Raw genomic sequence first — 25,092 nt, forward strand, 5'->3', positions numbered from 1 at the left:
GGGTTGAACTAATCCTTGGGTGACAAGAGCTTCAGGCTTCTCTCATCCCAGTTGCACATCGAATTGGCGGCGCCGTGACAAGACAAGAGCTACTTCAGAAATCAGCCTCACTACTTGGACGATTTGCCTATGAGGTGCGGGTTTCAAACGCACAAGATTTGTTTGACATCAACACCGTTGCCGAAGATCTACTTGTGCCAATCTTTGCGACGATTTTGGATTGCCCGAACCTCCAAAACCAGAATCGCATTCAAATGAACTTCCCAGCTGTAGATCTGGGATGCAAAGTAGGCCGAATATCCATTCAGGTAACTTCTGATGCATCCAGCAGCAAGATCAACGAGACTCTAGAGAAGTTCAAGTCTCACGGCCTCGACGCGGACTTCGACCGGGTTTTGGTGTACGTACTCACCGAGAGGCAACAGTCCTACAATTCCAAGGCGCTCGCAGCAACCGTCACAGGCTTGCCGATAGAATTCAGTACATCTCGCGATATCTTGGATTTCCACAGCTTAGCCAAGTTGATCGGCGAGCTTTCAAATGAAAGAATCCAAAGAGTTTGTGATCTTCTAGAAGGGGAGTTCAAGAAAGCAGATGCCAATGCGAAATTTCGCTCGGAACTGGATGCCTTCCTGAGTGCAAGTGGCCAGAAAATTGAAGACGAGAAACGCACAAAAAAGTACATCCCTTCTGTGTTCGTGGAAACCTCTGGGCCCAAGGAGCAGATGCGTTTCTTTGCGCATCCCATGTTTTTTTACAGAAAGATTGATGACGAACTCCGTCGCTTCAATCTAGAGGAATTCAACAAACTCTTGAGGATGGCAAAAATTGACGAGGTGCAGGGTGACTTAAAAGCACTGGCCAATCTGCCATCCCCCGAAAATTTGAATGAGCTGCGAAATCGCCTTGCCACTCAACTAGAGGAAATTTCAAGTCTGAAGGACCAAGTCTCGGTTTTCTCATGGTACGGTGAACGTGCAGAACGATACGTGCCGAAGGACTATCTGACTGGGTATTGGACTGTGTTTGAACACAACGTGGAGTCAAATGGGAGCGGAGTATACCGCTCTTTGGGCGAGATCACGGATCAGATAAACTTGGCACTGGCAAAAATATTCCTAGTGACCGGAATGGCCGGTCAAGGAAAGACAAACTTTGTATGCGATTTGGTGGAGAACCAGTTTCGGAAGTTTGAAATTCCAGCGGTATTTATACCGGCAAGGAAGTTGAACGACTTCCCCGGCCCAAATCGAATTAAGGACTACATTACAAACAACAGGTTTGCGCCTGAACTCCGAAACATTCATGATTTGCTTGATTTGTTTGACAATGTAGCGAAGGATTTTGGGAAACCTTTCATCATCGCTATTGATGGGATCAACGAAGTAGGTGACTTAGACGGATTTGTTTCCGAGCTTCGAGTGTTCCTGGATGCTTTGTGCCAGTATGATTTCGTTAAGGTTGTCATTACTTGTCGAAATGAATTTTTTGACCACAAGTTCGCCGGATTGTTTGAGCCTCAGTTCGCAGAATATCTGCATCGGGTTCATGATCTTCGAAACGAGATGACCGACGACAACAAAGATCGCCTGCTTCACTCTTATCTCGATCATTTTCGTATTTGTGTCAGCCTTTCAAGATCAGCGAAGGAATTTTTAGAGAACGACCTCATTCTGCTCAGAATTTTCTGCGATATTCACGAAGGCAAGAACATCGGATACGTACCTGAAATCTACAAGGGGGATATCTTCGAAGGATATCTGACGTTGAAGATTGGGGAGTTTCCAGTTTCTGACCGACGGAAAGCTTTGTCTTCTATATACAAAATCTGTGAAGGCATGTTGGAGAATGAGGACTTTTCACAGCTTCCATTGGAGGGGTTTGATGATGGAGAGATGGCGATTGTCGAGAAGCTCATCGGGGAAGACATTATTCTTAGAAGGGAGGTCCCAGCAACGGGACTATTGTCACTAGGGGTTGAAAACATTTCATTCACCTATGATGAAATGAGGGATTTCCTGCTTGCGCATTTCGCAGTAGTTGAATTGGCCCCATCAGATCCACCGAAGATTAATGAGTTATTTGAGGCCGCGTGCGATTGGCCCATTTACGAAGGTTTTTTTCGTTACGCTTATGTGCTAGCAAGGAAGCACGGATGCAACAAAGTCATTGAGGTGTGTGAAGCGTCTGATGACTTTGACCGGCACTACCTCAACAATTTAACTCTGCTGTCGGCCGACATTCAGACATCTGATGACGTTGCTCGGGTGAAAGCCATGTTGTCCAGTCTTAAGGTAGAACGCGAGCTACGCCACCTGTCGTGGTTCTTGTTTAGGAAGCGAGAAGCTTCTGACCATCTCAACGTAATGATCCTGCTGGATCATCTGGACGATTTGGACGATGGTTCTCTGCAAAAATTCGTGAAGGCAATGTTCTCGCGATCAGGAGACTATCGAGGTAGTGAGTGGAAGGATCGCACGAGCCATTTGTTGCAAAGTCTGCTTGAACTCGACGACGACCAGCAAATTGAAATCGGTTCACCTGCACTGGCTGTTGCTCTTTATATCACCCCGTTTGCACATTGGGACGAACGGGAAGCTATCAAAAATCTTTTTTCGAACCGAGCTATGGCCCATGAATTTCATGCAGCGATCAAATTGGGTCAACAAGCGCGTTCCGACTTGGTGCAGGCATGCATAGCGGAGATCACTGATGAGCAGGCCGTTACATGAGAGACCAGATCAAACTGATCCTTCCGACATCGTGGAAGTCAAGCAAGGCTGCCTTTCTCGCGAAACTCGGGGTTTCCAGCGGAGGTTTGGGTGAGCATTTCTTCGGTGGCGTCTACGATGCCTTTTTCACCTACGCGGTTGATGCCAAAAGTGAGTTTGAAAGGTATTACTCGGTCGAGTATGCAAGCTTAGCCGACTACATGGAGATTAGGTATGGGGAAGTTCTTAGCGACGAGGACTTGGGACATGACCACGTATACCTGGTAACTTGGATTCCCCAAGTCGTTGACGAAGATTACGATAACAATAAATTTGACGTGGTGTTTGAGTGCATCCGAGAACTGGAAAGGTCTCAAAATGAAGATCAAACTTGATTTCGTTTCGAACAGTTCATCGACATCATTTGTGTATATTTCTGAGGTCGAATTGACTGAAGATGCCTTTTTGGAAGCCGCGGGCGTAGAGCGCGACGGTCCTGTCGGCGACCTTTTTGTGCAGATGCATAGAGAGATTGCGTATGCGCTGCAAAGGGGGGCTACGGTGACATCTAAAGAAGCTGCCGATCAGCTTTCGGGAACACATGAATTCACTCCCGAGGTAATCCAGCGGATGAAAGATGCTATTGATCAAGGGAAAAGGGTTTCGACAGGGTCGCTAAGCAGCGACGGACCTCTCGCTGAATCCCTCCTCTGCATGGCCATGTTTGAGGTCGATTCCGAGGCGTTCTATATCAACGCATACAACAATTATTGGTGATCTGTGCTAAAAGTCCACCGCTACAAGAGCCTCGGCTATACCTCCTTTTTCAACTCGGACACCGGCTTCTTCGCGCGTGTTCCGGACAAAGATTCGAAGGATCCGTTCTGGTCCCCTCACGGACCAGAGTTGATGGACATATCGATTACGAACTGGTGCGATAAAGGCTGTGCCTTCTGCTACAAGTCTTCTACCAAGCACGGGCAGCATATGGCCCTTTCGGATTACAAGAACGTCATCGACCAAGCTTCTGAGATGGGGGTCTTTCAAGTTGCTCTAGGGGGTGGCAACCCGAACCAGCATCCCGGTTTTGTAGAGATATTAGAATACACTGCGGCAAAAGACATAGTGCCTAACTACACGACCAATGGGCGCGGTCTGAGTCGCGAAATTCTTGAAGCGACACGCAAAAACTGCGGGGCGGTAGCTGTATCTGCCTATGAGCCGTTCGATGAAACAGCGGAAACCATAGGTACACTGGCCGCGTATGGTATCAAGGTGAACGTTCACTTCATTTTGGATTCTGAAAGCATTGACCTCGCAATTGCATGGCTCAAGGAGCCGCCAGTTTTCTTGCGGGAAATCAATGCCATTATCTTTTTAAACTATAAACCATCTGGTCGGAAAGTCTTTGAGAAGAAGATGCTTCGGAACAGTGATCGGCTAGATGAGTTTTTCATGCTGGCAACTTCAGACCAGCGCAAATTGAAGGTTGGTTTCGACTCTTGTTGTGTAAGCGGTGTTTTTGCTCGAACTAATGCCAATCCAACCATGGTCGACGCATGCGATGCTGGAAGATTTTCTATGTATGTTTCAGAAGACCTTTCGGTGCATCCTTGCTCCTTTCAAAGCGGCCTCGCGGGGGGGGATACGCTGACCGAGAGCAATTCACTGCTGGAGATATGGACCAAGTCGGATAATATGACATCATTTCGTAATTACTTTGCCTCAGACCGCTGTGGAGGTTGCTCACATCGATCCACTTGTATGAACGGATGTCCATTATTCGATGACCTTGTTGTGTGTGGCAACCGTTGAGCTAGGATGTCGCGACCGAGGGCGGTTTTGCCTGCCGCCGATAAACGTCCGCTTTGTCGTCACGGCCGAAGAGTCTTCGCGCTCGTAGCGAACGGTCACTCTCCGCCCGACCTGGGGATGCTGCCCACTAGAAGCGACCTGCATATCGTGTCCGCTTCGGGCTGGCTTGAGCCGATCGCTACTGGCCTGGAGCAGGCTGGTGCTGGTTTCTCGGTGCTGTACTGCCGCATGGCGGCAGTTGAGCCCAACCTGCCCCTTGGATTTTTTCGCTGCGCGCGCTCGCAGCAGCAAAATCGCCGCGACTGCATCATTTTGGCTCCGCTGCGCGGCGTGAAAACCAGCCGTTCAAGCATGCTGCAGCGAGATCTGTCACCCGAATTCACAGGTGGCGGACTTTGCAGACCTTCAAAGTCTGGCTACACATGCAAGAATGCATCCAATACCGCTAGCTTTGTTCTAAGTAAGTCAGGCAAGAATTATGACTGTTATTCCCACATTAAAAACTGAACGTTTATTGCTGCGCGCTCCAACCTTCGACGACTGGCCCGACTTTTGGGATCTGATGAAATCGGAACGATCTGTGTATATGGGTGGCCCCTTTTCAGCGGTGCATGCATGGGGCGATTTTTGTCAGGGAATTGCTCAATGGCAAATGTTCGGTTTTGGAAGCCTTTCGATTGAGGTTATTTCTACAAATCAATGTGTTGGGAGAGTCGAGATTAACTATGGACCACGTTGCCCAGAACCAGAGCTGGGCTGGCAGGTTTTCGATTCTGCAGAAGGTAAGGGGTATGCGTTCGAAGCCGCGACTGAGATGCGGCGTTGGGCATTTGAAGAGCGTGAAATGCAAACTCTTGTGAGTTACATCGATCCAAGAAATCAGCGTTCGCAGGGGCTAGCAGAAAGGCTAGGAGCTGCGCTTGACGAAACGGCTGAAAAACAGGACCCAGATGATTTGGTGTATCGACACTCATGAAAGCCTCAGTAGGGCTCAGAGCCGCCCAATGTCAGTGCGGCGTGATCGAGGTTGAGGGCGGATTGGAACCTGCCGTTGGCCTCGCAGGCTATGTACTTGAGGCTCTGCGACTTCATTCGATGCGCCGACATTGGCGCTTCCATAGCTAGCGTTCGGGCAAAACGCCGCGAAAGCGGGCGCAGAGCCCTGACCCGACCTTGTATTTTCTTGCTGCGCGGGCATGCAGCGCCATATTTTCTGCGCAGGCGCAAAAATCCGTGGCGCAGCGCGGCGATGATTCTCGCCATTCGTACTGAGCGCAGCGATTTTGAATTGGCAGATTCACAGACGGGACGGAGCGGACCTTTACTACAACGACTAGATCATCTGGAATTCACCATTGGATCGGTAACTGCCGTAGGCTCGCACGCTTGCTTCCATGTTGGGCAACATCCGGGGCAGTTTGTCCATCCGAAACCATTCGAGCGCAAGACTCTCGCCATCCAATATGCGTAGGTCACCCGAAAATGATCTGGTAAAGAAGTTCAGAACAAAGAACTGGCAACGGTCACCGTTGGGGAATTCCACTGTCTCGATTTCAGGGTTGCATCCGAAACCAAACGGCGTCGCGCCTGTGATGATTAACCCCGTTTCTTCAAGGACTTCTCTTTCAACCACCGATGTCAAATCCTCACCCGGTTCGGCATTTCCACCAGGGAGCCCCCAAACGCCGAGATCACTCCGCTTTTGTAGGAGTATTTTTCCATCAGGTTCTTCGATGACGATACGGGCACCGGGAACAAGCAGAAGCTGAGAACCAACAAGCTGACGAATCTTGCCAAGATAGCTGTCTTCAAAACTCATTGCAGACCTCCCTCCGAAAAGTTTTTCGGTTTGAACCGACCATACACCGAACCGTCGAATTACGGTGCATAACTTTGAATCCAGTGCTTTTCTGTGTTGGTAAGATGGGCTCATCGCTGCCCAATGCGCTGGCAGAATTCCAATCAAAGAAGCGCATCTGGCAGCGGTCATTCAGATCAGTGTACGACGACTGGCCGCAGTTCATCGTCTGTGTCGAGGCGGAAAACTCTCTGCCAAAGCGGTGTTTTTGTGTAGATCTTCCGGTCTGAGGGGGAATGGCGCCCATCGAGTTCTGTCACCTCCAAGTAACCCAACCAGCTAAGCGGTTTCAGAACGTGCCACATAAGAAACGAGGCATGGTTCCAAAAATCCCTATCTCCCGCACCGGAATATTCGATGCCATAAAAGGTCTTCAGAAGTGCCGCCTCGCTCACCCCGCCATGCGCTTCAACATTAATAACGTTGAGCCAAATGTCCCAGCTACCTGGCGCAACAAAGGGGAAGCGTTGCAATCGGCTATGATCGAACTCGAACAAAAAGCCCTGTGTCAAAGCCGCTTGCAGGACACCAGTCGCTTGAGCCAGAGCCTCCGCCTTTTTGCTGAAACGCCACTTGCCTTTGGTGTGGCGTCCCAACTTCATAGCGGTCATCAACTCGTGCAAAACCAGGACGGGTATGACGTCTTCCTCGTTCAACACTTTCTGGATGCGCAAGAGTTGGTCAGCTGAGTATTCAGGCCAGTTGAAATTCTCGGCAGCCCATGTCGCAAACTTTCGGTTGAACGCCTTGCTTTTCGTCAAGCCGATCCCGTCATTTTCTTGAGCGAAACCAATCGCTTTCTGTACCGCATCAAGCAACTTGGAACCGCCAAGCGGAGGGTCAGAGTCATCAAGCGTTTGAATATCCACGGCCACCTTCTGATTACTGGTAAACGTTCGTGTACCCAACCGATATAGCGGGCCTGAGGCGCACCTGTGAAGCCCTTCGCTCACGCGAAGCGGTCCCTGTGCCAGCGCATAGCGAAACCGAGGTTTGAGCCCTTTGCAGCCCTCCACCCTCTGGCACCTCCTCGCATGTGCGGCACGTCGCGGACGGTGCTAAGCGGTCATTGCAAGGTCCGTCCGGGAAAGACGGCTGTGCGCTGCAAGGTCCAGATCAGGTTCGTCCCAATGTTCGGAACAGCGTGGAACTCAACCTAGGGCACGAAGCCATTGCCTAAGCTCGCGTTACGTGATTGTCTGCAAGCTCAGGGGTTGCATTGAGAAGTATCATGACTGACGTGTCTCGCCGAGAATTTTTCGATAGAATTGACGGGACGCCACAGAAGCGAATGTTTCTATCGATTATGGCTGATTACGACCTTCCGACAGCGATCTGTGAACTGGTCGACAATGCTATTGATCATTGGACATCCACAGGAAAACCACCCGGAACAGCAATAAACTTATTTTTGGATGCTGAGCGTCAGTTAATAACGGTTCGAGACAACGCTGGAGGGGTGCCTGTGAAACAAATCAGGCTTTTGATTGCCCCTGGGGCGACGAGGCCTCTTGATACAGATCATCTAATTGGGAACTTTGGAGTCGGCGGCAAAAGAGCAAGCGTCGCCTTGGGCGAACACGTTGTAATCACCTCTCGCAACAATAGGCAAGGCAGTTATCAAATTGAGATTACTAAAGATTGGCTTGCCGATGAGGACTGGAAGATCGACGTTAATCAAGTTCCAAACATTACGCCCAATACGACTGATGTCAGTATTTCTCAGGTTCGCCAGTGTTTCACGCAAAGGGATTTGGAAGACCTGAACAGGCATCTAGAGGCAACATACGCAAATTTCATTCGACAAGGCTGTGAAATTTTTTTAAATGGCTCTCCTGTTGGGATTACAACATTTGACACTTGGGCATTTCCTCCTGGTCATGAACCGAAGAAAATGGAATTTGATGTTCGCCCATCAGGCAGCACCAGCCAAATGCTAAAGGCTAAGGTCACTGGTGGGCTGATAAGAGATAGAATTCCAGAAGCTGATAATTATGGTGTGTACTTTTACTGCAACAGCAGACTCATACTGAAAGAGCTGAAAACAAGAGACGTTGGATACTTCATCACAGCTGAGGCAGGCGTTCCCCACCCCGATGGCTCGCTTTGTCGCGTCATAGTTGAGCTGGATGGCCCGGCGGAATTAATGCCATGGAACAGTAGTAAGAACGGAATTAGTTTCAGTCACGCTGCATTTGTTCAAGTTAGACCCAGCATTATAGAACTGGTCACTTATTTTTCGAAATTGTCGCGCCGACTAAAGAAGGATCGGCAAGAAAGTGTCTACCAGTATGACGCCGGAACTGTTGAGCCGATCACTCCCGCCGTCAGTCCAACAAAAAAACGGCTAGTTCTGCCACCTGTCAAACGTGAACCCAAACTTTCTTATTCACAGAAGCTACTAACCTTGAATCAGGGCACTATTGCTAGAAAGCCCTGGACATTAGGGCTTGTCGAAGCAATGGGCCTGGTCGACATAGCACTTGACCAGGGTTTTGAAACCCAAAACAGAACTGCGTTAATTTTGCTTGATAGCAACCTGGAAATCGGCATGAAGGAGTTCATTGTCAATGACACAAAATCGTTTCCACCTCATAAATACAAGGGAAACGCACTTACAGATATTCTTACAAACCGAACCAAAGTGCTGAATGAGGTGAAGAGCCTTCTGAAAATCGATGGGTCCACCGAAGCTAAACTAAAATACTATTATGGCCTTCGAAACAAGTTGATCCACGAGCGTGCATCGGTCCAAATCCTCGACCGAGACATTGTGGAGTACCGTGGCATGGTTGAGAAACTGCTTAGGGCTATGTTTCAAATACGCTTTCCTAAGTAGTGAAGCCAAGCATTTTGGGGTGTTCAGGAGCTTCTGCAGGATGAGTGGAGATAGCAGCAATGGGGCTCGAACCGGCCGCCAGTCCCTATCGCAGCAGTTGGCGGGATCGAGCCCAAGGACGAAGCCGCTCCGCGGCATTGGCGCGGGTGGCTGATGTTCAGCGATGATCTGACAGTGGTGCATTTGGGGAACGGCATTTCTGCCTGACGATTGAGCCCTTCTCAATCATCAGACAGGAGGCTCCCATGACAGAGGAGAGATCAACCCCGCTTCGAGAGCGGATGATCGAGGACATGCGCATCCGCGGGATGGGCGACAAGGCGCAGAAAGCGCATATCCGGGCGGTCAAGGATTTCGCCATTTTCCTCGGGCACCCGCCGGATACCGCCTCACCGGAGGAACTCCGCGCCTATCAACTGCACATGACGGATACAGGGGTCACGCCGGCGACTTTCAACGCCAGGATCGTGGCGCTCAGATTCTTCTTCGGCATGACCTGCGGGCGCGAGGAGATGAAGCGCTACATGCAGTTCCGCACCCAGCCCAGGAGGTTGCCTGTAGTCTTCAGCGTTGAAGAGGTATCGGACATCCTGATGGCGGCGCCGGGGCCCGGGCTCAAATACCGTGCCGCGCTCAGCATTTCCTACGGCGCGGGGCTGCGGGCCGCCGAGGTCTGTAACCTCAAGATCGGCGATATCGACAGCAACCGGATGCTGATCCATGTCGAACAGGGCAAAGGGCGGAAGGACCGGAAGGTGATGCTGTCACCCGGGCTTCTGAGCTTGCTGCGCGACTACTGGCGCGAGGCGCGGCCGGAGGGCTGGCTGTTCCCCGGCAAGCCGAAGATCAACCCGCTGTCGCCACGGCAGCTGAACCGCGCCTTCACGTCAGCGAAGAACATGGCCGGCATCAAAAAGGCCGCCACTCTGCATACCCTGCGGCACAGCTTTGCGACGCATCTGCTGGAGGCCAACACCGATGTCCGGGTCATCCAGGTGCTGCTCGGCCATGCCAAGCTGAGCACGACGGCCCAATACACCCATGTCGCCACCAAGACGATCCGTGACACGGTCAGCCCCTACGAGATGCTGGAGCAGTTGCAGGATCAGACAATCAAGCGAAGCCTGAAGTGACGGGGCACTGGGGTGTCCCGCCCGGGGCTGGAGATTGCTGATATATTCCGTGCCCATGGTGCCGCGTGGCGGCGGGCCAATGCAGGGCATGTCAGCCTGACCCAGCTCAAGGTGATGTCGGCAATCGAAGCCTGCCGGACCGAAGCGCTCGGCGGGCATGTGGCCGGGTGCGCCAAATGCGGCCATCGCCACATCGCCTACAATTCCTGCAAGAACCGGCACTGCCCGAAGTGCCAAGGGCCAGCGGCGCGCGACTGGATGGAAGCCCGCGCCGAGGACCTGCTGCCCGTGGAGTATTTCCACGTGGTCTTCACCCTGCCCGCAGAGATCGCCCGGATCGCCTCCTGGAACAAGCGGGCGGTCTACGGTCTGCTGTTCCGGGCGTCGGCACAAACGGTCATGACCATCGCAGCGGACTCCAAGCGCCTTGGTGCTCGGGTGGGCATGACCAGCGTGCTGCATACCTGGGGATCGGCGCTGACCCATCACCCCCACATCCATATGATCGTTCCCGGTGGCGGCCTGTCTCTGGACGGCGCGAGATGGATTGCCTGCAAGCCCGGGTTCTTCCTGCATGTGCGGGTCCTGTCGCGCTTGTTCCGGCGGCTGTTTCTGGAGGGGCTGATGGCGCTTCACCGCGCCGGGGAGCTGGCCTTCTTCGGCGACCTGGAACCGCTGGCGCAGGCCGATGCCTTCGCAGAGTGGCTGGCTCCTTTGCGCAAGTCCGAATGGGTGGTCTATGCCAAACCGCCCTTCGGAGGCCCGGAAGCCGTTCTCGCCTATCTCAGCCGGTACACCCACCGGGTGGCCATCTCGAACGCACGCCTCGTCAGCGCCGACGCAGGCACCGTGGCATTCCGTTGGAAGGACTACAGGATCAAGCGCGGCGACAGGCAGAAAGTCATGCGTTTGGCCACGCCCGAGTTCATCCGCCGCTTCCTGATCCACGTCCTGCCCGCTGGTTTCCACCGCATCCGGCACTACGGCTTGCTCGCCTCAGCGCAGCGCAAGGCCAACATCGCCCGGTGCCGTGCCCTGCTCGGGACAAGGTGCCCGGCTCAAGAACCGCCAGAAGCCGCCGAGGTTCTCCCGCTCACCCTGCGTGAGCCATGCCCGTGCTGTGGCGGAACAATGCATATCATCGAGATCTTCCGGCGCGGGCAAAAACCCCGGTCGCGCGCGCCACCGCGGAAGGAGGCGGCATGACGAAACGCCCGTCATTCCGGTATTGTGAACACCGGGCATCCGCAGCCGCCCGGCTGTCTCCATTTACGCCTGTACTCTCCTGCAAGCTCAGAACCACGCCGAAACGCCGCTTTCGTCGCAGCAATTGTCCGGAGGCCCCCGTTAAGAGCATCCCAACCGGCATCGGAATGCCTCCGGCTTGGCCGCTGGCTCCAACCGCAGACCCCGCCGTCTGCGCTCTTTCCCCATAGACAGCCCCAAGAGTCCCGCGGCTTCCACCTTGGGAGGTTTTCCAACGCGGGCCGATGTCGCGCCAAGCCGCACCCTCACACCGCGGCCCGCATCAGAAAACCTTCACCATACCTGCCGTGAGCGCCCGGTCGGAATGCTGCGAGCGCAGTCGGTCACTACCAGCCCTGAGCCGACCTTCAAGCCAAGCATAGTCGATGACCGGCCCCAGCCCACCGTGAACATCCCCCCCCAACGTAGCTGACGCGCTCTCAACGATGTCGGTGGTGCCGGAATTTGGCGAAAAAGGCACCCTAACTCACACATTAGAGCGCCTTCTTTTCAATCAAGATATCTACATACCTTGACACTTCAGAGTTCGAAATGCCGATCTCCTCGGCGATTTCTTTATGAATGCCCTTGCGCCATCCGCCTTGAGGTTTTGGGCTCATTCTTTTCCTAACAAATTCCATTTTCTCGACTGTGTGGGTAGGCTCTGAGGTTTCAAAATCACCACCCATTAACTCCGCAAGGCGCATCACTGCTTTAGAGCCGGGCGTCTCTGAATTCTCATCATCGCCCCTACCGAGTACTCTTCTGGAGAATCTATATGCATTCAAGGCCCAATGGCATATGTATGAATCCGGTACATCCACAGAATGAACGTAATGCACTGTATTCAATAGGCTTTCGCAGGTGGACATTAGGGATCGGGCTTTCGGCCTACTATTCTCGTACTGCAATCTTCGACCATCTCGGGAGACGGCAAGTAGGGCATCCGCTAGAGTTATAACATTGGCGCAAAGCTCGGCAAATGAAGAGTCATTGCCAAATTTTGCCATTCTCGCTTGCATGGAGTTAAACAGAATGTACCTACGAGAGCCCTCTAGCGTCGCTTCCACCTTTGCAAGAGCCTCTCTCACGGAATTCTCGTCGCCGCCCCTCAGCGTCCTTTCTGAAAGCGCTAGGTCCTCGCTGAATTTTGAAAGCCTCTTCTCAACATCACTCGTGTAAAGTAATGTTAAAAGTGTTGACTGCCTCTCAGATGACAATTTCCCAATGAAGAGCGCCGCTAGTAGAAGTCCAGACATAGCAGTGGCGCCTGCCAATAGCCTTCCAAAACCGACTGGAAGTATTTCGCCGTAGCCTAGCGTAGTAAAAGTAACTACGGAAAAATACAGCGCATCGAAGGGTGACGACACTGAACCTTTTGGGTCCACGCAATCCGGGCAAATAAACGTAAAATATACTACGTTTAGAGACAAAACCATTGTGAAGGCCGCGAATATATCAAAATAGGAGAGCCTTTCAAATGCGCGCCCGACTTTCGTAGTTAGATACCTCTTCGAATCAGGCGACAATTTGTAGCGACCACTATGGCCTTGAGTTTTCGACATCTAACTCCTCCTCGCACAGCACAATTTTCACCGCCACTCTTCAATTCGGGCCCCACTCATTAGATTGATGAAAAGGGACCGGATGCTCGAAGGGCAGCATATCTCTTCTTAATTTATGGAGGTTCTGGTATTTTGGAAGCCTTAGGCGGCAATGGAAATTGCCCAAACCTTCCAGCCTGGCGAGAAAAGGCATTTCACACCTTCTCTCGGCAGGCTGGATTCGAACCAACGACCACAGGCTATAGGGCCTGTTGCTCTACCACTGAGCTACCACCGCACAGGAGCGACATGGAAGTCGCTGATATACAACTCGAAAAACGATTATCTGACCATCGGATGTGTTGTCAACTCTTAAGTCTGCCATTCAGAGGGTATCCTGATCGGCTAATTTGGCGTGATGCGCTCAATTAACCTGCGGTTCGCCACGGCATGCTGATGGCCTGCCCGCTGCCTCACTATACTTGGGCGAATGATTGTCATCGTGATTATTATGCCTCATTCAGAGAGCGAGGTTTGGTGCTTTCTCAACCCGTATGCTCGGCAATCTCGACGAAGCATCATACAATAATATGCGCATTCGGTGCAGTCCTAGTCGTCCAAGGTAGCGCATTGACCGACTGCTCCCTGCGCAGTGCGACCGCCCCAGGTCGTTCTTGCTGCGCCTGCAGCGAACGGCAGCAAGGTCCCGTATCTCGAAAGTCAATCAGCAGTGCAGCGAAAGACAGTTTCGGTTTCGGCCAAATTCTCGCCCGCGAACGACCGGTTCGGCGACTTGCACATCATCGCAGCGATGAGCGTGCTGCGCCTGCGAGTAAATGCTGCGTCAGCAATAGCCGCGTGAGCAAAAGACGGCATTGTCCCGCACAGCAAACCTTGGCTTTTCACGCAGCAAAAGTCAGCAATCGGCCCTATTTCGGTCCGCTGTCTATCCCACCAAGCGTGATCCTCGACAGCCGCGCTGCATCTTCCGGTTCCCATTTCTGACGCAGGCCGCGGACATAATCCGCGTCACTCTTCAGCTTTTGCCGTTCCTTGGCGAGGACGCGTTTCACGGTCCTCGCCACCAGTTGAGCAATGCGCGTGACCATCCGCATTGCTGGACGGATTTCTTTCAGCTTTTCATCCCGCGCGCCTTTGGTATCCGGAGCGGAAACGCCCCATACCAGCCGTGGTTTCTGGTCCGGGGATGGCTCCTGCCAGCAAATCGCCCCATCAGCAACCAGATCCAATCCGCTTTCAATCGCATCCGTGATGACCTCTGCCTCCGCAGCCTTCAACCGGACCTTTTCTTCTGCCTCCTGCAGCCTCTTCTCCTCAGCCAGCCGGGCAGCCCGGGCCTCAGCAGCCGCTTTCTCTTCCTGGCCGCGGAGCTGAACCATCTGCCGCAGCTGAGCGGCCAGATCAGATTTCTCCGCCTTCGCGGCGTTCAGCACCTGCTCGGCCTGTTGCCTTTCTTGGATAACCCGCGCGCGTTCTTCCTCTTCGGCCTTCCGCGCTGCCGTCTCGGCCCGGTACTTTTCTTCAGCTTCTTCTGCCCTTGCCTCATACCCCTTAACCCTCGGCTCCAATGCCCCGACCTCAGCCACAATTTTCTCTTTCAGAGCATTCGCGGCGTCAGCCGCTTTTTCAAACTGCACAGCCTGGGCCTCCGCCGCATCGCGGCGGCGGATCATCTTTGCAGTTTCCCGCGCGGTCCGTTGTTTGCGGGCCCGCGCCTCTTTCACCGCGCGCTTGCGCGACTTTTTGACCGTGGCCTTGGCCAGGTCCCGGCCGTTTTCAACGGCCGCCTTTGCCTCATCCAGGGCATCGCCCAGGATGCGTTTTTTCTCTGCCTGCGCCTTGAGGCGCTCCTCGGCACGCCACTTTGACGGCGGCACATGCTGCCGCCGCTCGGGCAGAGGTTTTCCCTCTGCCCGAGCCTGGCGCCGGGCTTCGGCACGGCGCTCCCCCCTGGTGATCCCGATTGTCTCGAAGGCCTCTCCGGCAAGATCCTGGGCATGCTCATAGCTTTTGATGAGCGGGTTCTCAGATGCCTGCAGCAGGATCTGATGCCCGCGGTTGGCGGATGGCTTCTCGGTCCAAACTGCCACGACAAAGTGGATATGGTAAGCCTCCTCATCGACGTGGGCACTTGCGTAGCGCAGCTGACCATTTGGAAAGTTTTCACGGAGGAACAACATGGCGGTTTTGCGGAAAGCAGAGACACGTTCCGGATCCCATTCAGAGAGCCCTGCGCCGCCGAACCAGTCTTTGTTGACAGTAAATATGCCTTCGCGCAGCGGGCCCCTGCTGCAGGACCGCCAGGGGTCTGCAGGCCCTTCCGCCTCCAGCTTCCTGGCATCCTTCATGCGTGATTTAGCTCTGAGGGCACGCAAATGCTCCTCGTGATTGTGACGGCGCATCTCAGCAATTTCGCCGCGTATCTGCTGCTGCCAGCCCGGCCCGCCGGCCAGCACCTGGTTCAGCCGCGACAGCTCCTGGTCGACATGATCCAGGTCGCCGCCGCCGCGCTTGTCATGCATCTTGAACTTGCCGAGGCCCTGCGGAAACAAGCCTGCAAAGCGCAGCACAACCGGTGCCTCATCAAGAATTACGGGCTGGGCTTGGGTGAACTTGGGCTGTAGGGTCATCTTGCTGCTCGGATCTGCTTCTCTGATCCGAGTCTCCGCGAAGACGAAGAAAATCCCGATAGGCTTATTTTTGTTTTTGTGAGGCTTGTACTCACTAGGCAAGTTGCAATCCAGGGCTGGGCCCCGGAATTGCAACTTACCAGTTCGCGAGGGGGATACCCCCTTCGATCCCCTCCTCGTCAGCTTGTTTCAGGCCTTCGCCATCAAAAGCTTCCTGCGGCCAGCAGCCTGCTGGACCCGCCCTGCCGGGGGCCTGGGATGACTTATTGTTTTCCGATAATCTGGAAGGGGTGAAGATTTACACTGACAGCAATTGCTATTCGTCGACTTCAATTCCGCGATCCTGGCACCATTGCTTCAACATCCGCCGGATCATAGCAGGCCGTGTCGGAAGATCGTCTTGCTCGCGGCGCTGGTTATCAATGACTTCAATCATCCCACGCGCCAATCGGAGATTGACCGCTTCGGTATCCACCGCCGGGCGTCCTCGCGCTTTTTTTGACATGTCTGACAATCTCGTATTGATTTTTGGTTTTATGGTACCATATATTACAGGTGCAGCAAGGCTCCTACCCCTTGCCGCACCCTAACCAAAACCGATCTCGCGAGAGGAGACCGACTATGGCTGATATTTGCCGTATCATGCGCATGGGCACAGAAAAAGGCTTGTGGCCTGCAAACGAAGCAGATGATGGTTCCACCTTCATCACCCGCACCTTCGACACGCTGACCAAAGCAGTGGATGAAGCCCTCGAACTGGAGCGTGATCTGTCGCACGCTCTTTCGTGGGATCCCGCATCCACCGGTATCCAAGAGGCCGCCGAAGCCAAGTGGCAGGATTGCCTTAAACTCAGCGGCGACATCCTGACGGCACAGGTGGTCAGTGCCGAAGATTTGCCAATGCAGCGCATGAGCATGCTGCTGCATTTCCTCATCGAGTCCACGGGGCCGGAAGAGGCTCTCAGATTTCAGCAGCTGTTCCATGAGAACCAGGAGCTGTTCACCGTCGAAGATGGTGATTGTCAGGCCCTACTGCAGACCGGCGCGCGCCAGATGAACGCACTCGTCGAACTCTCCTTAGCGGCTGAAGCGCAGAACTTTCTGCCCAACTAAGCCACCATCCCAGCATTCTTCTGACCCCGGCCCGCGGCGGACACGCCGCTGCGCCCGGCTCAGCCATGCCAATTCTGAAGTTTCAGCAAGCGCCAGTCCCGGCGCCTGCTCTGCCCAATTATGCCATGCGGAGGCTGCCATGCCCCACTCAACCTGCGAACATTTCCCGCGAACGGTCCATCCCCACTGGCGCGCCGCCGCCAGCGCAAAAGGTTTCAAAATCGTCCAGCGCATCAAGGACCGCTATCACCTGCTCCTATCCTGCCACACCTGCCGACGGGCACATGCCAGCAAGATCTTTGTTCTCATGAACAGCCAGCCACAGTGCCCGCACTGCATTCAAGACCGGTGGCGGGACGATGCCGCGGCAGCCGGCCTGAACTGGGCCGGCCGCGACCCGGAAGACCGTCACTATGCCCACTATATCGCCCCCTGCGGCCATAACTTGCGCCGGCAATTTGAGATGGTGAAGCGGGCAGCCGAAGGCCTGTGCAGTGTACGGTGCGAGATTTGCCACGCTGACAAAGAACAGGCCGAAGCAGAAGAACGGGGGTGGCACCTGATCGGAGAAGACACAGGTGGCAACCAGAATTACCGTCTGTACCAGCATCAGGCCTGCGGCCATGTTCAGCGGATTGCCCGTGCCAACATGCAGACTGGCCGGTTTCAATGCAGCAACTGCGGCGAGGGCTGGAGCAGTGCGCCAAGCTTTCTCTACGTCATGCAGCTCAAACTCGCCAATGGCGCCAAGCTGATCAAACTCGGCTACAGCCGCGATCCCGTCTCCCGCCTCTACCACCAACTTCTGAGGACAAAGGAGACGGAGGCGCAGGTCCTGCGGACAGTTCCCATCAGCTCCGGCCACACAGCTGTGCAAATTGAGAAAGGCCTGCATGCGCGGCTGAAGGCAGAGCACCCCGACAGCGTCGCGCCGCCAGACCTCTACGCAGAAGAGCTGAGCGTCAAAAGCGAGGTCTACTTCGCCGATGCGACCCAGGTGATCTTCGCGATGCTCGACGCCATCCGAGCGGAAGAAGACACCTAAGCGCCCCCCTCCCCTTCAATTTCCGACCTGTTTTCCGCCCGGCACCGCTGGGCGCCCGATCCCTTTTGCCTGTTCACAGGAGGCTTGCCATGAACCAATCCAACCACTCCCCCGCGCGCCCCGATTGGTGGAAGTTCGCTGAAGACTGCGCCCGCCGCTATCATCTCTACTACGAAGAGCTGCAGCAGACGCGGCGCAAGACACTCAAAGAAGACGCGCCAGCCGACGGTGCCGACACCGAGGAGCCGCTTGTGTCCACGCCCCAGGAACAGCCCCATTCTTTGCTGCAGCATCTGAGCGAGCACCCGAACGCGCGGCATCTGCCGCCAGAACTCTGGGAACACCTGGAGCAGGAAGGCGCCGACCCATTTGCCTGCGATGAGACAGGTCGCTGGCTGCCGCACACAGACCTCCCGGCAGACAAGCTGCTTCTGCTGCTGCGGATCGCCGCGGCCTTCGGCTCCCCGGCTGCAGTGGACGCGCAGCTTTCCCGTGGCGCAGTTCTGATCCTCCGCAACATTCCTGCTTTCGGGTTTTCAAGCGTGGAAAATCTCCTCAACCACGCCCTGCTGCCGCCGGGCTGGCAGGCCTATGACGCCCGGCGCCAGGTGCAGCTGCCTCAGCGCGTGACCCTCGCTGTCCCCAGCGTCCGAGATGGCGCGATTGACCAGGGTCACTTTGATGACCTGCAGGATCTGATCATCAAAGGCCTGGCGCACAGCCAGCCTTTGTGGATCTGCTTGCCGGATGAGATGGCGCTGCCGGCGCCGCTGGTGGCGGAGCACTGCCATCAGCTGGCATTGCCGCAAGTGGACGCAGATTTTCTGATCGCCCTGCTGCGTCAGACGCACAGCCGGACGGGCCGCATTGATGAAGCCGCCGCCCGCGCCGCCCTGCCCCCGAACGGCCAGTTGCAAGAGCTCTCCACCCCCGCACTCTCTTTTGCCCTGCGCGCGCCCACAGCGAAGAAGATGGCGCAGCGCCTGTCCCAGGCACTTACCGCCCCGGCAACGCCGGAACCCGAAGCCGGAACACCACCAAGAGAGATCACCGGCATCGGCCCGTCCTATGACACCGCCCGGCAACTGGTTGCAGACCTGCGGCTCTGGGCCGAAGGCGACGTGGCCTGGAATGAGATCCCGCACTCCTTGCTGCTTTTTGGCCTGCCGGGCACCGGCAAAAGTTATCTGGCCAGGGCAATGGGAGGAAGCGCCGAGGTTAACTGCATCGAGACCAGCTGCGCTGAATGGCAGGCCAACGGTCACTTGGGTAACCTCCTGCTTGCGATGCGAAGAAGCTTCGATGAAGCCCGGAAGAATGCGCCCTGTATCCTTTTCTTGGATGAGATTGACGCGATCGGTTCCCGCGACAGTGCCAGCGACAACAGTGCCAGCTACAGGCGCCAAGTGGTTGCTGGCTTTTTGGAGCAGATGGACCGCATCAGCCGGGATGCAGGGATCATGGTGGTTGGTGCCTGCAACCACCCGCAGCACATCGACCCCGCGGTGCTGAGAGCCGGGCGGTTTGACATCAAGATCGAGATGCCGCTGCCAAGCATGGCGATGCTGCAGCACCTCCTTGCTGAGCGGCTGCAGGACGCAGTCCAAGAGGAGGATTTGCAGCAGCTGGCACGGGAATGCATTGGAAAGACCGCTGCCGACGTGGACGCCGCGGTGCGCTCAGCCCGCAGTGAAGCCGGGCACAGCGGCTGCCCACTCGATCTGCAGCTTCTGCGCCGCCATTTGCAAGTCATGGCGCAGGAGGAAAACCACGGCCTGCTTTACCGCATCGCAGTGCATGAGTCTGGCCACGCCATCGCCGCCTGGATCTTCGCTGAGACGATCACGCAGATCAGCCTGTCTCCTTCAGGCGGCACAATTGAGCGGGATGTTCCCCCGAACGCGGGGCTGGACACAGATTTCGACCGTCAGCTCTACGTTCACCTGGCCGGGCGGGCGGCGGAGCGGCTCATCTTCGGGACTGTTTCTGGCGGGGCCGGCGGGGGCGCGACGTCCGATTTGGCACAGGCTGCGCGGATGGTTCTGGCGATGGATTTTGAACTGGGTTTAGGGGCCTTCGGCAACGGCTGGTTTGGACCGCAGGATCCCTCCCGCCTGACGGCCAGCGAACGCCAGCGCCTGCAAGAGCGGCTCGACTACGCCGAGGACCACGCACGCGCGCTGCTGTACCCCCATCAACAACTGCTTAAGGACATGGCTGCAGACCTGGTGCAGAAACGAGAGTTCGATAACAAGGCGGTCCGGTCCTGGCTGCGCGATGTGCCGCGCAAAGATGGTCCGGAGCCGGTCCTGGACCAGTAGATGCGCCCGCCAACCAAGCCGCGCCACCGCAAAGTTTGCACAATTCTTATGTGCAATCTCCGGCGGTGCAGGCTTCGGTTGGCGCAAAATCCGGATAATTCCCTCTCAGAAGGGTTTTGCCCGCGCGGCAAACGCCGCCGGTCCGGCCGTAAGGACGTCCGCCACAACTCGCAGCCCCCCGCAAACCACCTCAAACGGCAGGTTGTCCACATAAACCCGACGCGCAGCAGCATCCGGTCCCTTTGCACGGGGCCCGCCGAGCTCCCGCACCCGCTATGATGAAGCCAACAGCCGGCGGAGCAGTACCCCGCCAGACCAGCATCATCAATAAATCGCCCCGGGCACCGGCCCGGGTGCGGCGGGAGACCTCGGCCGATGGCACGGGACCAGAAGAGCTATGTCAATTGCCAGGAGACAGCCTGTCTTTCCGGCACATCTCAGACAAACGGCCGGGCCAACTGCCCGGACCCGCTTCTGCACATCATCCAGCTCCTTGCCCGCCAGGCTGCTCAGCAAGACATCGCGGCACAGAGGAGCCAACCGCCTTCGAAGGAATAAACCATGAATGCAACACCCGGTCTCCGCGCTGCCATCTACGCCAGGTACTCCACAGACAAACAGAAAGACACATCGGTCGAGGACCAGATCCGGCTGTGCCGCCGCCTGTGTGAACAGAAGGGGTGGCAGGTCACGGAAGTTTTCACCGATCATGCGCTCAGCGGTAAGAACGCGCTGCGCCCGGGATACCAGCGCCTGATCCAGGCAGCCGAACGCGGCCTGATCGACGTTATTGCCGCCGAAAGCCAGAACCGGCTCTCGCGGGACATGGCGGATTCCGCAAGCCTGCTGAAGCGCATGAACTTCTTCGGAGTCAAGATCCACACGGCTTCGGAGAATGAGCTGGATGACATGAAGGTCGGCGTCGGCGGGCTGGTGTCCACCATGTTCCTCAAGGACCTGGCCCAGAAGACACGGCGCGGGCTGGAGGGGCGCATTGCCAGGGGCAAATCTGCTGGCGGGATTGCCTACGGCTACCGGGTGAAGCGTGAGATCCTGCCCGACGGCACGCTCAGCACCGGCGACCGGGAGATCGAGCCGGACGAGGCTGCCGTCATCACCCGGATCTTCCGGGATTACGCAGACGGGCTTTCCGCGCGCTCAATCGCTGCCGCGCTGAACGCCGAAGCAGTGCCTGCTCCCCAGAGCGGCAAGGGCACCGGAGTCTGGAACCCCTCAACGGTCTCCGGGAACATCAAGCGCGGCACCGGCATCCTGAACAACTAACTCTATATCGGACGGCTGGTCTGGAACCGGCTGACCTATGATACCAACCCGGACAACGGAAAACGCTTGTCCCGACTCAACCCGCCCGAAGACTGGAAGACCGAAGAAGTCCCACAGCTTCGTATTCTGGATGATCAGCTCTGGCAGGCGGTGAAGACGCGCCAGGGGGAGGTGCGGCAAGCGATGAACCCGGCGGGTGTTCTGACGGAACGGCCGAAGCTGGAACGCGCGCGCCGGCCCACGTATCTGCTATCAAGCCTCTTGCGCTGCGCCTGCTGCGGCGCCAGCTACACGCTGATCAACAAGACGCGCTACGGCTGCGCAGGTGCCCGCAACAAGGGCGCTGCGGTCTGCACCAACCGCGCCACCATCGGCCGGACAGAAGTGGAAGAGCGGGTTCTCTCCGGGCTGAAGCAGCGCCTCCTGGCACCGGACCTGCTGGCGCAGTTCGCGGAGGAATACCGCAAGGCCTTCAACGAAGCCTCCGCGGGGGCCTGCCAGGACCGGCAGAAGGCCAAACGCTCCCTCAGGAAGGTGGAGAGCCGGATTGCCAACATCCTGACCGCTATTGAGGACGGCATGTACACTGCCTCAATGAAGGACAAGATGTCTGAGCTGGAGGGTGAGAAGGCCCGCCTGGAGGCGGTCATCGCGGACAATCCGGAGCCCCCTGCCCTGCGGCTGCATCCAAGCCTGTCGGCGCGGTACCGGGATCTGATCGAAGATCTGGCTGGGTCCCTGAATGCGCCAGAGGTGCGGCGGGAGGCGACAGCGTCGCTGCGGGCGCTGATTTCGGAGGTGCGGATGGTTCCCGACAGTGCTGCGCCGGGCGGCCATCAGCTTGAACTTGTTGGGGAATTGGCGGGGATCATGGCTTTGGGGGGCCTTGAATCGGAAAAGCCCCCGCTGTTTGCGGAGGCTTGGTCGGAAACATTGGTTGCGGGAGCAGGATTTGAACCTGCGACCTTCAGGTTATGAGCCTGACGAGCTACCTGGCTGCTCCATCCCGCGTCAGGTTTTTTTGAGACCGTATTGAGAGATATTTGGATTTTACTAGGTTTGGCGGTGACCTACTCTCCCAGGGCTTGAGCCCAAGTACCATCGGCGCGACAGTGCTTAACTTCCGGGTTCGGGAAGGGACCGGGTGTTTCACTTGTGCTGTAGCCACCAAACCGAGAAAAATCCAAATACCGAAGGCATTTGGATTTTTCTCGTGTGGCGGTCGGCAGCGTATTTACGAAGTAAATGCGCGAGAGACCGCACCTGAGTTATGTCACGGGGACATTGCCAAATGCGTTCGGCTGCAATCAACGTTGTCCAAGCGTTTGTATTATGGGATGTGTTTGCTTGTTTGGTTTTTCCGTAACACTGTCTGTTACTGGATCAAATCAAGCCTATCGGGCGATTAGTACCGGTCAACTGAATGCATTGCTGCACTTACATCTCCGGCCTATCGGCGTGGTGGTCTTCCACGGCCCTCAGGGATACCTTGTTTTGAGGGGGGCTTCCCGCTTAGATGCCTTCAGCGGTTATCCTGTCCGAACATAGCTACCCTGCACTGCTGCTGGCGCAACAACAGGTCCACCAGTGGTTCGTTCACCCCGGTCCTCTCGTACTAGGGGCAACTCCTCTCAAGTATCCTACACCCACGGCAGATAGGGACCGAACTGTCTCACGACGTTCTAAACCCAGCTCACGTACCTCTTTAAACGGCGAACAGCCGTACCCTTGGGACCTGCTCCAGCCCCAGGATGAGATGAGCCGACATCGAGGTGCCAAACACTGCCGTCGATATGGACTCTTGGGCAGTATCAGCCTGTTATCCCCGGCGTACCTTTTATCCGTTGAGCGATGGCCCTTCCACTCGGGACCACCGGATCACTATGGCCGACTTTCGTCTCTGCTCGACTTGTCAGTCTCGCAGTCAGGCTGGCTTCTGCCATTGCACTCAACGAGCGATTTCCGACCGCTCTGAGCCAACCTTCGCGCGCCTCCGTTACTCTTTAGGAGGCGACCGCCCCAGTCAAACTACCCGCCACGCAGGGTCCCGGATCCGGATAACGGACCGCGGTTAGATATCAAGAGTGCGAAGGGTGGTATCTCAAGGGAGGCTCCACCGCGACTTGCGTCACGGTTTCGATGCCTACCACCTATCCTGCACATCACAATCCTGATACCAGTGCGAAGCTGTAGTAAAGGTGCACGGGGTCTTTCCGTCTAACCGCGGGAAGCCTGCATCTTGACAGGCAATTCAATTTCGCTGAGTCGATGTTGGAGACAGCGGGGAAGTCGTTACGCCATTCGTGCAGGTCGGAACTTACCCGACAAGGAATTTCGCTACCTTAGGACCGTTATAGTTACGGCCGCCGTTTACCTGGGCTTCAATTCGGAGCTCTCACCCCTCCTTTTAACCTTCAGGCACCGGGCAGGCGTCAGACCCTATACGTCGTCTTGCGACTTCGCAGAGCCCTGTGTTTTTAATAAACAGTCGCCACCCCCTGGTTTGTGCCCCCGGATTCCACTTGCGTAGGACCCGGGCCTCCTTCTCGCGAACTTACGGAGGTATTTTGCCGAGTTCCTTCAACATCGTTCTCTCAAGCGCCTTGGTATTCTCTACCTGTCCACCTGTGTCGGTTTAGGGTACGGTCTGATGGAGGGCTATTTCCAGGGACTGATCAGCAGCCCATTCAATCCGATAAGGATGAACTACCTTCACAATCCGTCACATCCTCCTGGCCCACGAATATTAACGTGGTTCCCATCGCCTACGCCTTTCGGCCTCGGCTTAGGGGCCGGCTTACCCTGCTCAGATTAGCTTTAAGCAGGAACCCTTGGACTTTCGGCGAGAGTGTCTCTCACACTCTTTGTCGCTACTCATGTCATCATTCTCACTAGTGATCTCTCCACGGGATCCCTCACAGGCCCGCTTCATCGAAAGCTCCTTGCGTCCAATTCTTCCCGCAGGAAGATAAGGACGCATGGAACTATGTCACACTACGCTCTGCTACCATGCACTATGTGCATCCTCGGCTTCGGCTCATGGCTTGAGCCCCGTTACATCTTCGCCGCAAGACATCTTGATTAGACCAGTGAGCTGTTACGCTATCTTTAAAGGATGGCTGCTTCTAAGCCAACCTCCTGGTTGTTTTGGACGTCTCACCTGCTTTCCCACTTAGCCATGAATTGGGGGCCTTAGCCGGAGGTCAGGGTTGTTTCCCTCTCCACGACGGACGTTAGCATCCGCCGTGTGTCTGCCATCTAGTACTCCCGGGTATTCGGAGTTTGGTTAGGATCAGTAAGCCTGTGGGGCCCCATTACCCATCCAGTGCTCTACCCCCCGGGGTATTCGGATGACGCTCTACCTAAATAGATTTCGCAGAGAACCAGCTATCTCCGAGTTTGATTGGCCTTTCACCCCTAGGCACAGCTCATCCCGATCCTTTTCAACGGATGTGGGTTCGGTCCTCCAGTGCGTGTTACCGCACCTTCAACCTGGCCATGCCTAGATCACTCGGTTTCGGGTCTGATCCCAC

The 25,092-nt window shown here is 55.7% G+C and carries 19 protein-coding genes, 1 tRNA gene and 2 rRNA genes (1 of these 22 cut by a window edge); 14 read left to right on the forward strand and 8 right to left on the reverse strand.

The window, feature by feature from the left end; all coding sequences use genetic code 11:
• Positions 1-74: 74 nt before the first annotated feature.
• From K3555_RS16695 to K3555_RS16720, 6 genes are all read left to right on the forward strand, one after another.
• Complete coding sequence (locus K3555_RS16695) at positions 75-2,732, forward strand: SMEK domain-containing protein (protein ID WP_260006331.1); 2,658 nt, start codon at positions 75-77, stop codon at positions 2,730-2,732.
• A complete protein-coding gene (locus tag K3555_RS16700; RefSeq protein WP_260006332.1) occupies positions 2,729-3,106 on the forward strand; it encodes a hypothetical protein in 378 nt (125 codons plus the stop codon). Before K3555_RS16695 ends, K3555_RS16700 begins: the two co-directional genes overlap by 4 nt.
• Positions 3,090-3,488, forward strand: coding sequence for a hypothetical protein (locus tag K3555_RS16705; protein ID WP_260006333.1), 399 nt, complete (start codon positions 3,090-3,092; stop codon positions 3,486-3,488). The genes K3555_RS16700 and K3555_RS16705 overlap by 17 nt, the downstream gene beginning before the upstream one ends.
• A 132-nt stretch (positions 3,489-3,620) precedes the next feature.
• Positions 3,621-4,526 (forward strand): radical SAM/SPASM domain-containing protein, encoded by a 906-nt coding sequence (locus tag K3555_RS16710; RefSeq protein WP_260006334.1) that lies wholly within the window; start codon positions 3,621-3,623, stop codon positions 4,524-4,526.
• A gap of 27 nt (positions 4,527-4,553) precedes the next feature.
• Entirely contained in the window at positions 4,554-5,033 is a 480-nt protein-coding gene (locus K3555_RS16715) for a hypothetical protein (RefSeq protein WP_260006335.1), read from the forward strand.
• The gene (locus tag K3555_RS16720) at positions 5,005-5,502 is read left to right on the forward strand and encodes a GNAT family N-acetyltransferase (RefSeq protein ID WP_260006336.1); all 498 of its coding nucleotides are present in this window, start codon (positions 5,005-5,007) and stop codon (positions 5,500-5,502) included. The genes K3555_RS16715 and K3555_RS16720 overlap by 29 nt, the downstream gene beginning before the upstream one ends.
• Before the next feature lie 357 nt (positions 5,503-5,859).
• Here K3555_RS16720 and K3555_RS16725 read toward each other — a convergent pair whose 3' ends face one another.
• Positions 5,860-6,345, reverse strand: a complete 486-nt coding sequence (locus tag K3555_RS16725; protein ID WP_260006337.1) for an NUDIX domain-containing protein — start codon at positions 6,343-6,345, stop codon at positions 5,860-5,862.
• 176 nt (positions 6,346-6,521) lie between these two features.
• Positions 6,522-7,253: a hypothetical protein gene (locus K3555_RS16730; protein WP_260006338.1), complete on the reverse strand. Its 732-nt coding sequence runs from the start codon at positions 7,251-7,253 to the stop codon at positions 6,522-6,524.
• A gap of 362 nt (positions 7,254-7,615) precedes the next feature.
• Between K3555_RS16730 and K3555_RS16735 the strand changes: the two genes are divergently transcribed.
• The 3 genes from K3555_RS16735 (at position 7,616) to K3555_RS16745 (ending at position 11,562) form a co-directional block, all read left to right on the forward strand.
• Positions 7,616-9,223, forward strand: coding sequence for an ATP-binding protein (locus tag K3555_RS16735; protein ID WP_260006339.1), 1,608 nt, complete (start codon positions 7,616-7,618; stop codon positions 9,221-9,223).
• A gap of 245 nt (positions 9,224-9,468) precedes the next feature.
• Positions 9,469-10,356, forward strand: coding sequence for a site-specific integrase (locus tag K3555_RS16740; RefSeq protein WP_260005203.1), 888 nt, complete (start codon positions 9,469-9,471; stop codon positions 10,354-10,356).
• Positions 10,357-10,368: 12 nt separating this feature from the next.
• Positions 10,369-11,562 carry an IS91 family transposase gene (locus tag K3555_RS16745; protein WP_260005205.1) on the forward strand — a complete coding sequence of 398 codons (1,194 nt, stop codon included), beginning with the start codon at positions 10,369-10,371 and terminating at the stop codon, positions 11,560-11,562.
• A 533-nt stretch (positions 11,563-12,095) separates the two neighbouring features.
• Here the strand turns inward: K3555_RS16745 and K3555_RS16750 are convergent.
• From K3555_RS16750 to K3555_RS16760, 3 genes are all read right to left on the reverse strand, one after another.
• A complete protein-coding gene (locus tag K3555_RS16750; RefSeq protein WP_260006340.1) occupies positions 12,096-13,166 on the reverse strand; it encodes a potassium channel family protein in 1,071 nt (356 codons plus the stop codon).
• Between the two features lie 908 nt (positions 13,167-14,074).
• Positions 14,075-15,796: a plasmid recombination protein gene (locus K3555_RS16755; RefSeq protein ID WP_260006341.1), complete on the reverse strand. Its 1,722-nt coding sequence runs from the start codon at positions 15,794-15,796 to the stop codon at positions 14,075-14,077.
• Positions 15,797-16,112: 316 nt separating this feature from the next.
• The gene (locus K3555_RS16760; RefSeq protein ID WP_167738125.1) at positions 16,113-16,271 is read right to left on the reverse strand and encodes a hypothetical protein; all 159 of its coding nucleotides are present in this window, start codon (positions 16,269-16,271) and stop codon (positions 16,113-16,115) included.
• A gap of 146 nt (positions 16,272-16,417) precedes the next feature.
• Between K3555_RS16760 and K3555_RS16765 the strand changes: the two genes are divergently transcribed.
• The 5 genes from K3555_RS16765 (at position 16,418) to K3555_RS16785 (ending at position 22,537) form a co-directional block, all read left to right on the forward strand.
• Complete coding sequence (locus K3555_RS16765; protein WP_260006342.1) at positions 16,418-16,909, forward strand: hypothetical protein; 492 nt, start codon at positions 16,418-16,420, stop codon at positions 16,907-16,909.
• Between the two features lie 307 nt (positions 16,910-17,216).
• On the forward strand, positions 17,217-17,954 hold the full coding sequence (locus K3555_RS16770) for a GIY-YIG nuclease family protein (protein ID WP_260006343.1): 738 nt from the start codon (positions 17,217-17,219) through the stop codon (positions 17,952-17,954).
• Between the two features lie 89 nt (positions 17,955-18,043).
• Positions 18,044-20,275: an AAA family ATPase gene (locus K3555_RS16775; RefSeq protein WP_260006344.1), complete on the forward strand. Its 2,232-nt coding sequence runs from the start codon at positions 18,044-18,046 to the stop codon at positions 20,273-20,275.
• A 561-nt stretch (positions 20,276-20,836) separates the two neighbouring features.
• A complete protein-coding gene (locus K3555_RS16780) occupies positions 20,837-21,559 on the forward strand; it encodes a recombinase family protein (RefSeq protein ID WP_260006345.1) in 723 nt (240 codons plus the stop codon).
• Positions 21,560-21,742: 183 nt separating this feature from the next.
• Positions 21,743-22,537 carry a zinc ribbon domain-containing protein gene (locus K3555_RS16785; RefSeq protein WP_260008482.1) on the forward strand — a complete coding sequence of 265 codons (795 nt, stop codon included), beginning with the start codon at positions 21,743-21,745 and terminating at the stop codon, positions 22,535-22,537.
• On the opposite strand, the gene K3555_RS16790 is transcribed toward K3555_RS16785, so the two are convergent.
• The 3 genes from K3555_RS16790 to K3555_RS16800 form a co-directional block, all read right to left on the reverse strand.
• Positions 22,494-22,570, reverse strand: a tRNA-Met gene (locus tag K3555_RS16790). The genes K3555_RS16785 and K3555_RS16790 overlap by 44 nt on opposite strands.
• A 46-nt stretch (positions 22,571-22,616) precedes the next feature.
• Positions 22,617-22,731: ribosomal RNA gene (rrf, locus tag K3555_RS16795) — 5S ribosomal RNA — on the reverse strand.
• A gap of 212 nt (positions 22,732-22,943) precedes the next feature.
• Positions 22,944-25,092: ribosomal RNA gene (locus K3555_RS16800) — 23S ribosomal RNA — on the reverse strand; it runs 695 nt beyond the window's last position.

Source organism: Leisingera sp. M527 (assembly GCF_025141525.1).
Taxonomy (GTDB): Bacteria; Pseudomonadota; Alphaproteobacteria; order Rhodobacterales; family Rhodobacteraceae; genus Leisingera.

Coding starts and splice junctions, on each gene's coding strand:
- K3555_RS16700 (WP_260006332.1), top strand. CDS start 2,729: ATGAGAGACCAGATCAAACTGATCCTTCCGACATCGTGGAAGTCAAGC.
- K3555_RS16705 (WP_260006333.1), top strand. CDS start 3,090: ATGAAGATCAAACTTGATTTCGTTTCGAACAGTTCATCGACATCATTT.
- K3555_RS16710 (WP_260006334.1), top strand. CDS start 3,621: ATGGACATATCGATTACGAACTGGTGCGATAAAGGCTGTGCCTTCTGC.
- K3555_RS16720 (WP_260006336.1), top strand. CDS start 5,005: ATGACTGTTATTCCCACATTAAAAACTGAACGTTTATTGCTGCGCGCT.
- K3555_RS16725 (WP_260006337.1), bottom strand. CDS start 6,345: ATGAGTTTTGAAGACAGCTATCTTGGCAAGATTCGTCAGCTTGTTGGT.
- K3555_RS16735 (WP_260006339.1), top strand. CDS start 7,616: ATGACTGACGTGTCTCGCCGAGAATTTTTCGATAGAATTGACGGGACG.
- K3555_RS16740 (WP_260005203.1), top strand. CDS start 9,469: ATGACAGAGGAGAGATCAACCCCGCTTCGAGAGCGGATGATCGAGGAC.
- K3555_RS16750 (WP_260006340.1), bottom strand. CDS start 13,166: ATGTCGAAAACTCAAGGCCATAGTGGTCGCTACAAATTGTCGCCTGAT.
- K3555_RS16755 (WP_260006341.1), bottom strand. CDS start 15,796: ATGACCCTACAGCCCAAGTTCACCCAAGCCCAGCCCGTAATTCTTGAT.
- K3555_RS16765 (WP_260006342.1), top strand. CDS start 16,418: ATGGCTGATATTTGCCGTATCATGCGCATGGGCACAGAAAAAGGCTTG.
- K3555_RS16770 (WP_260006343.1), top strand. CDS start 17,217: ATGAACAGCCAGCCACAGTGCCCGCACTGCATTCAAGACCGGTGGCGG.
- K3555_RS16775 (WP_260006344.1), top strand. CDS start 18,044: ATGAACCAATCCAACCACTCCCCCGCGCGCCCCGATTGGTGGAAGTTC.
- K3555_RS16780 (WP_260006345.1), top strand. CDS start 20,837: ATGAATGCAACACCCGGTCTCCGCGCTGCCATCTACGCCAGGTACTCC.
- K3555_RS16785 (WP_260008482.1), top strand. CDS start 21,743: ATGAACCCGGCGGGTGTTCTGACGGAACGGCCGAAGCTGGAACGCGCG.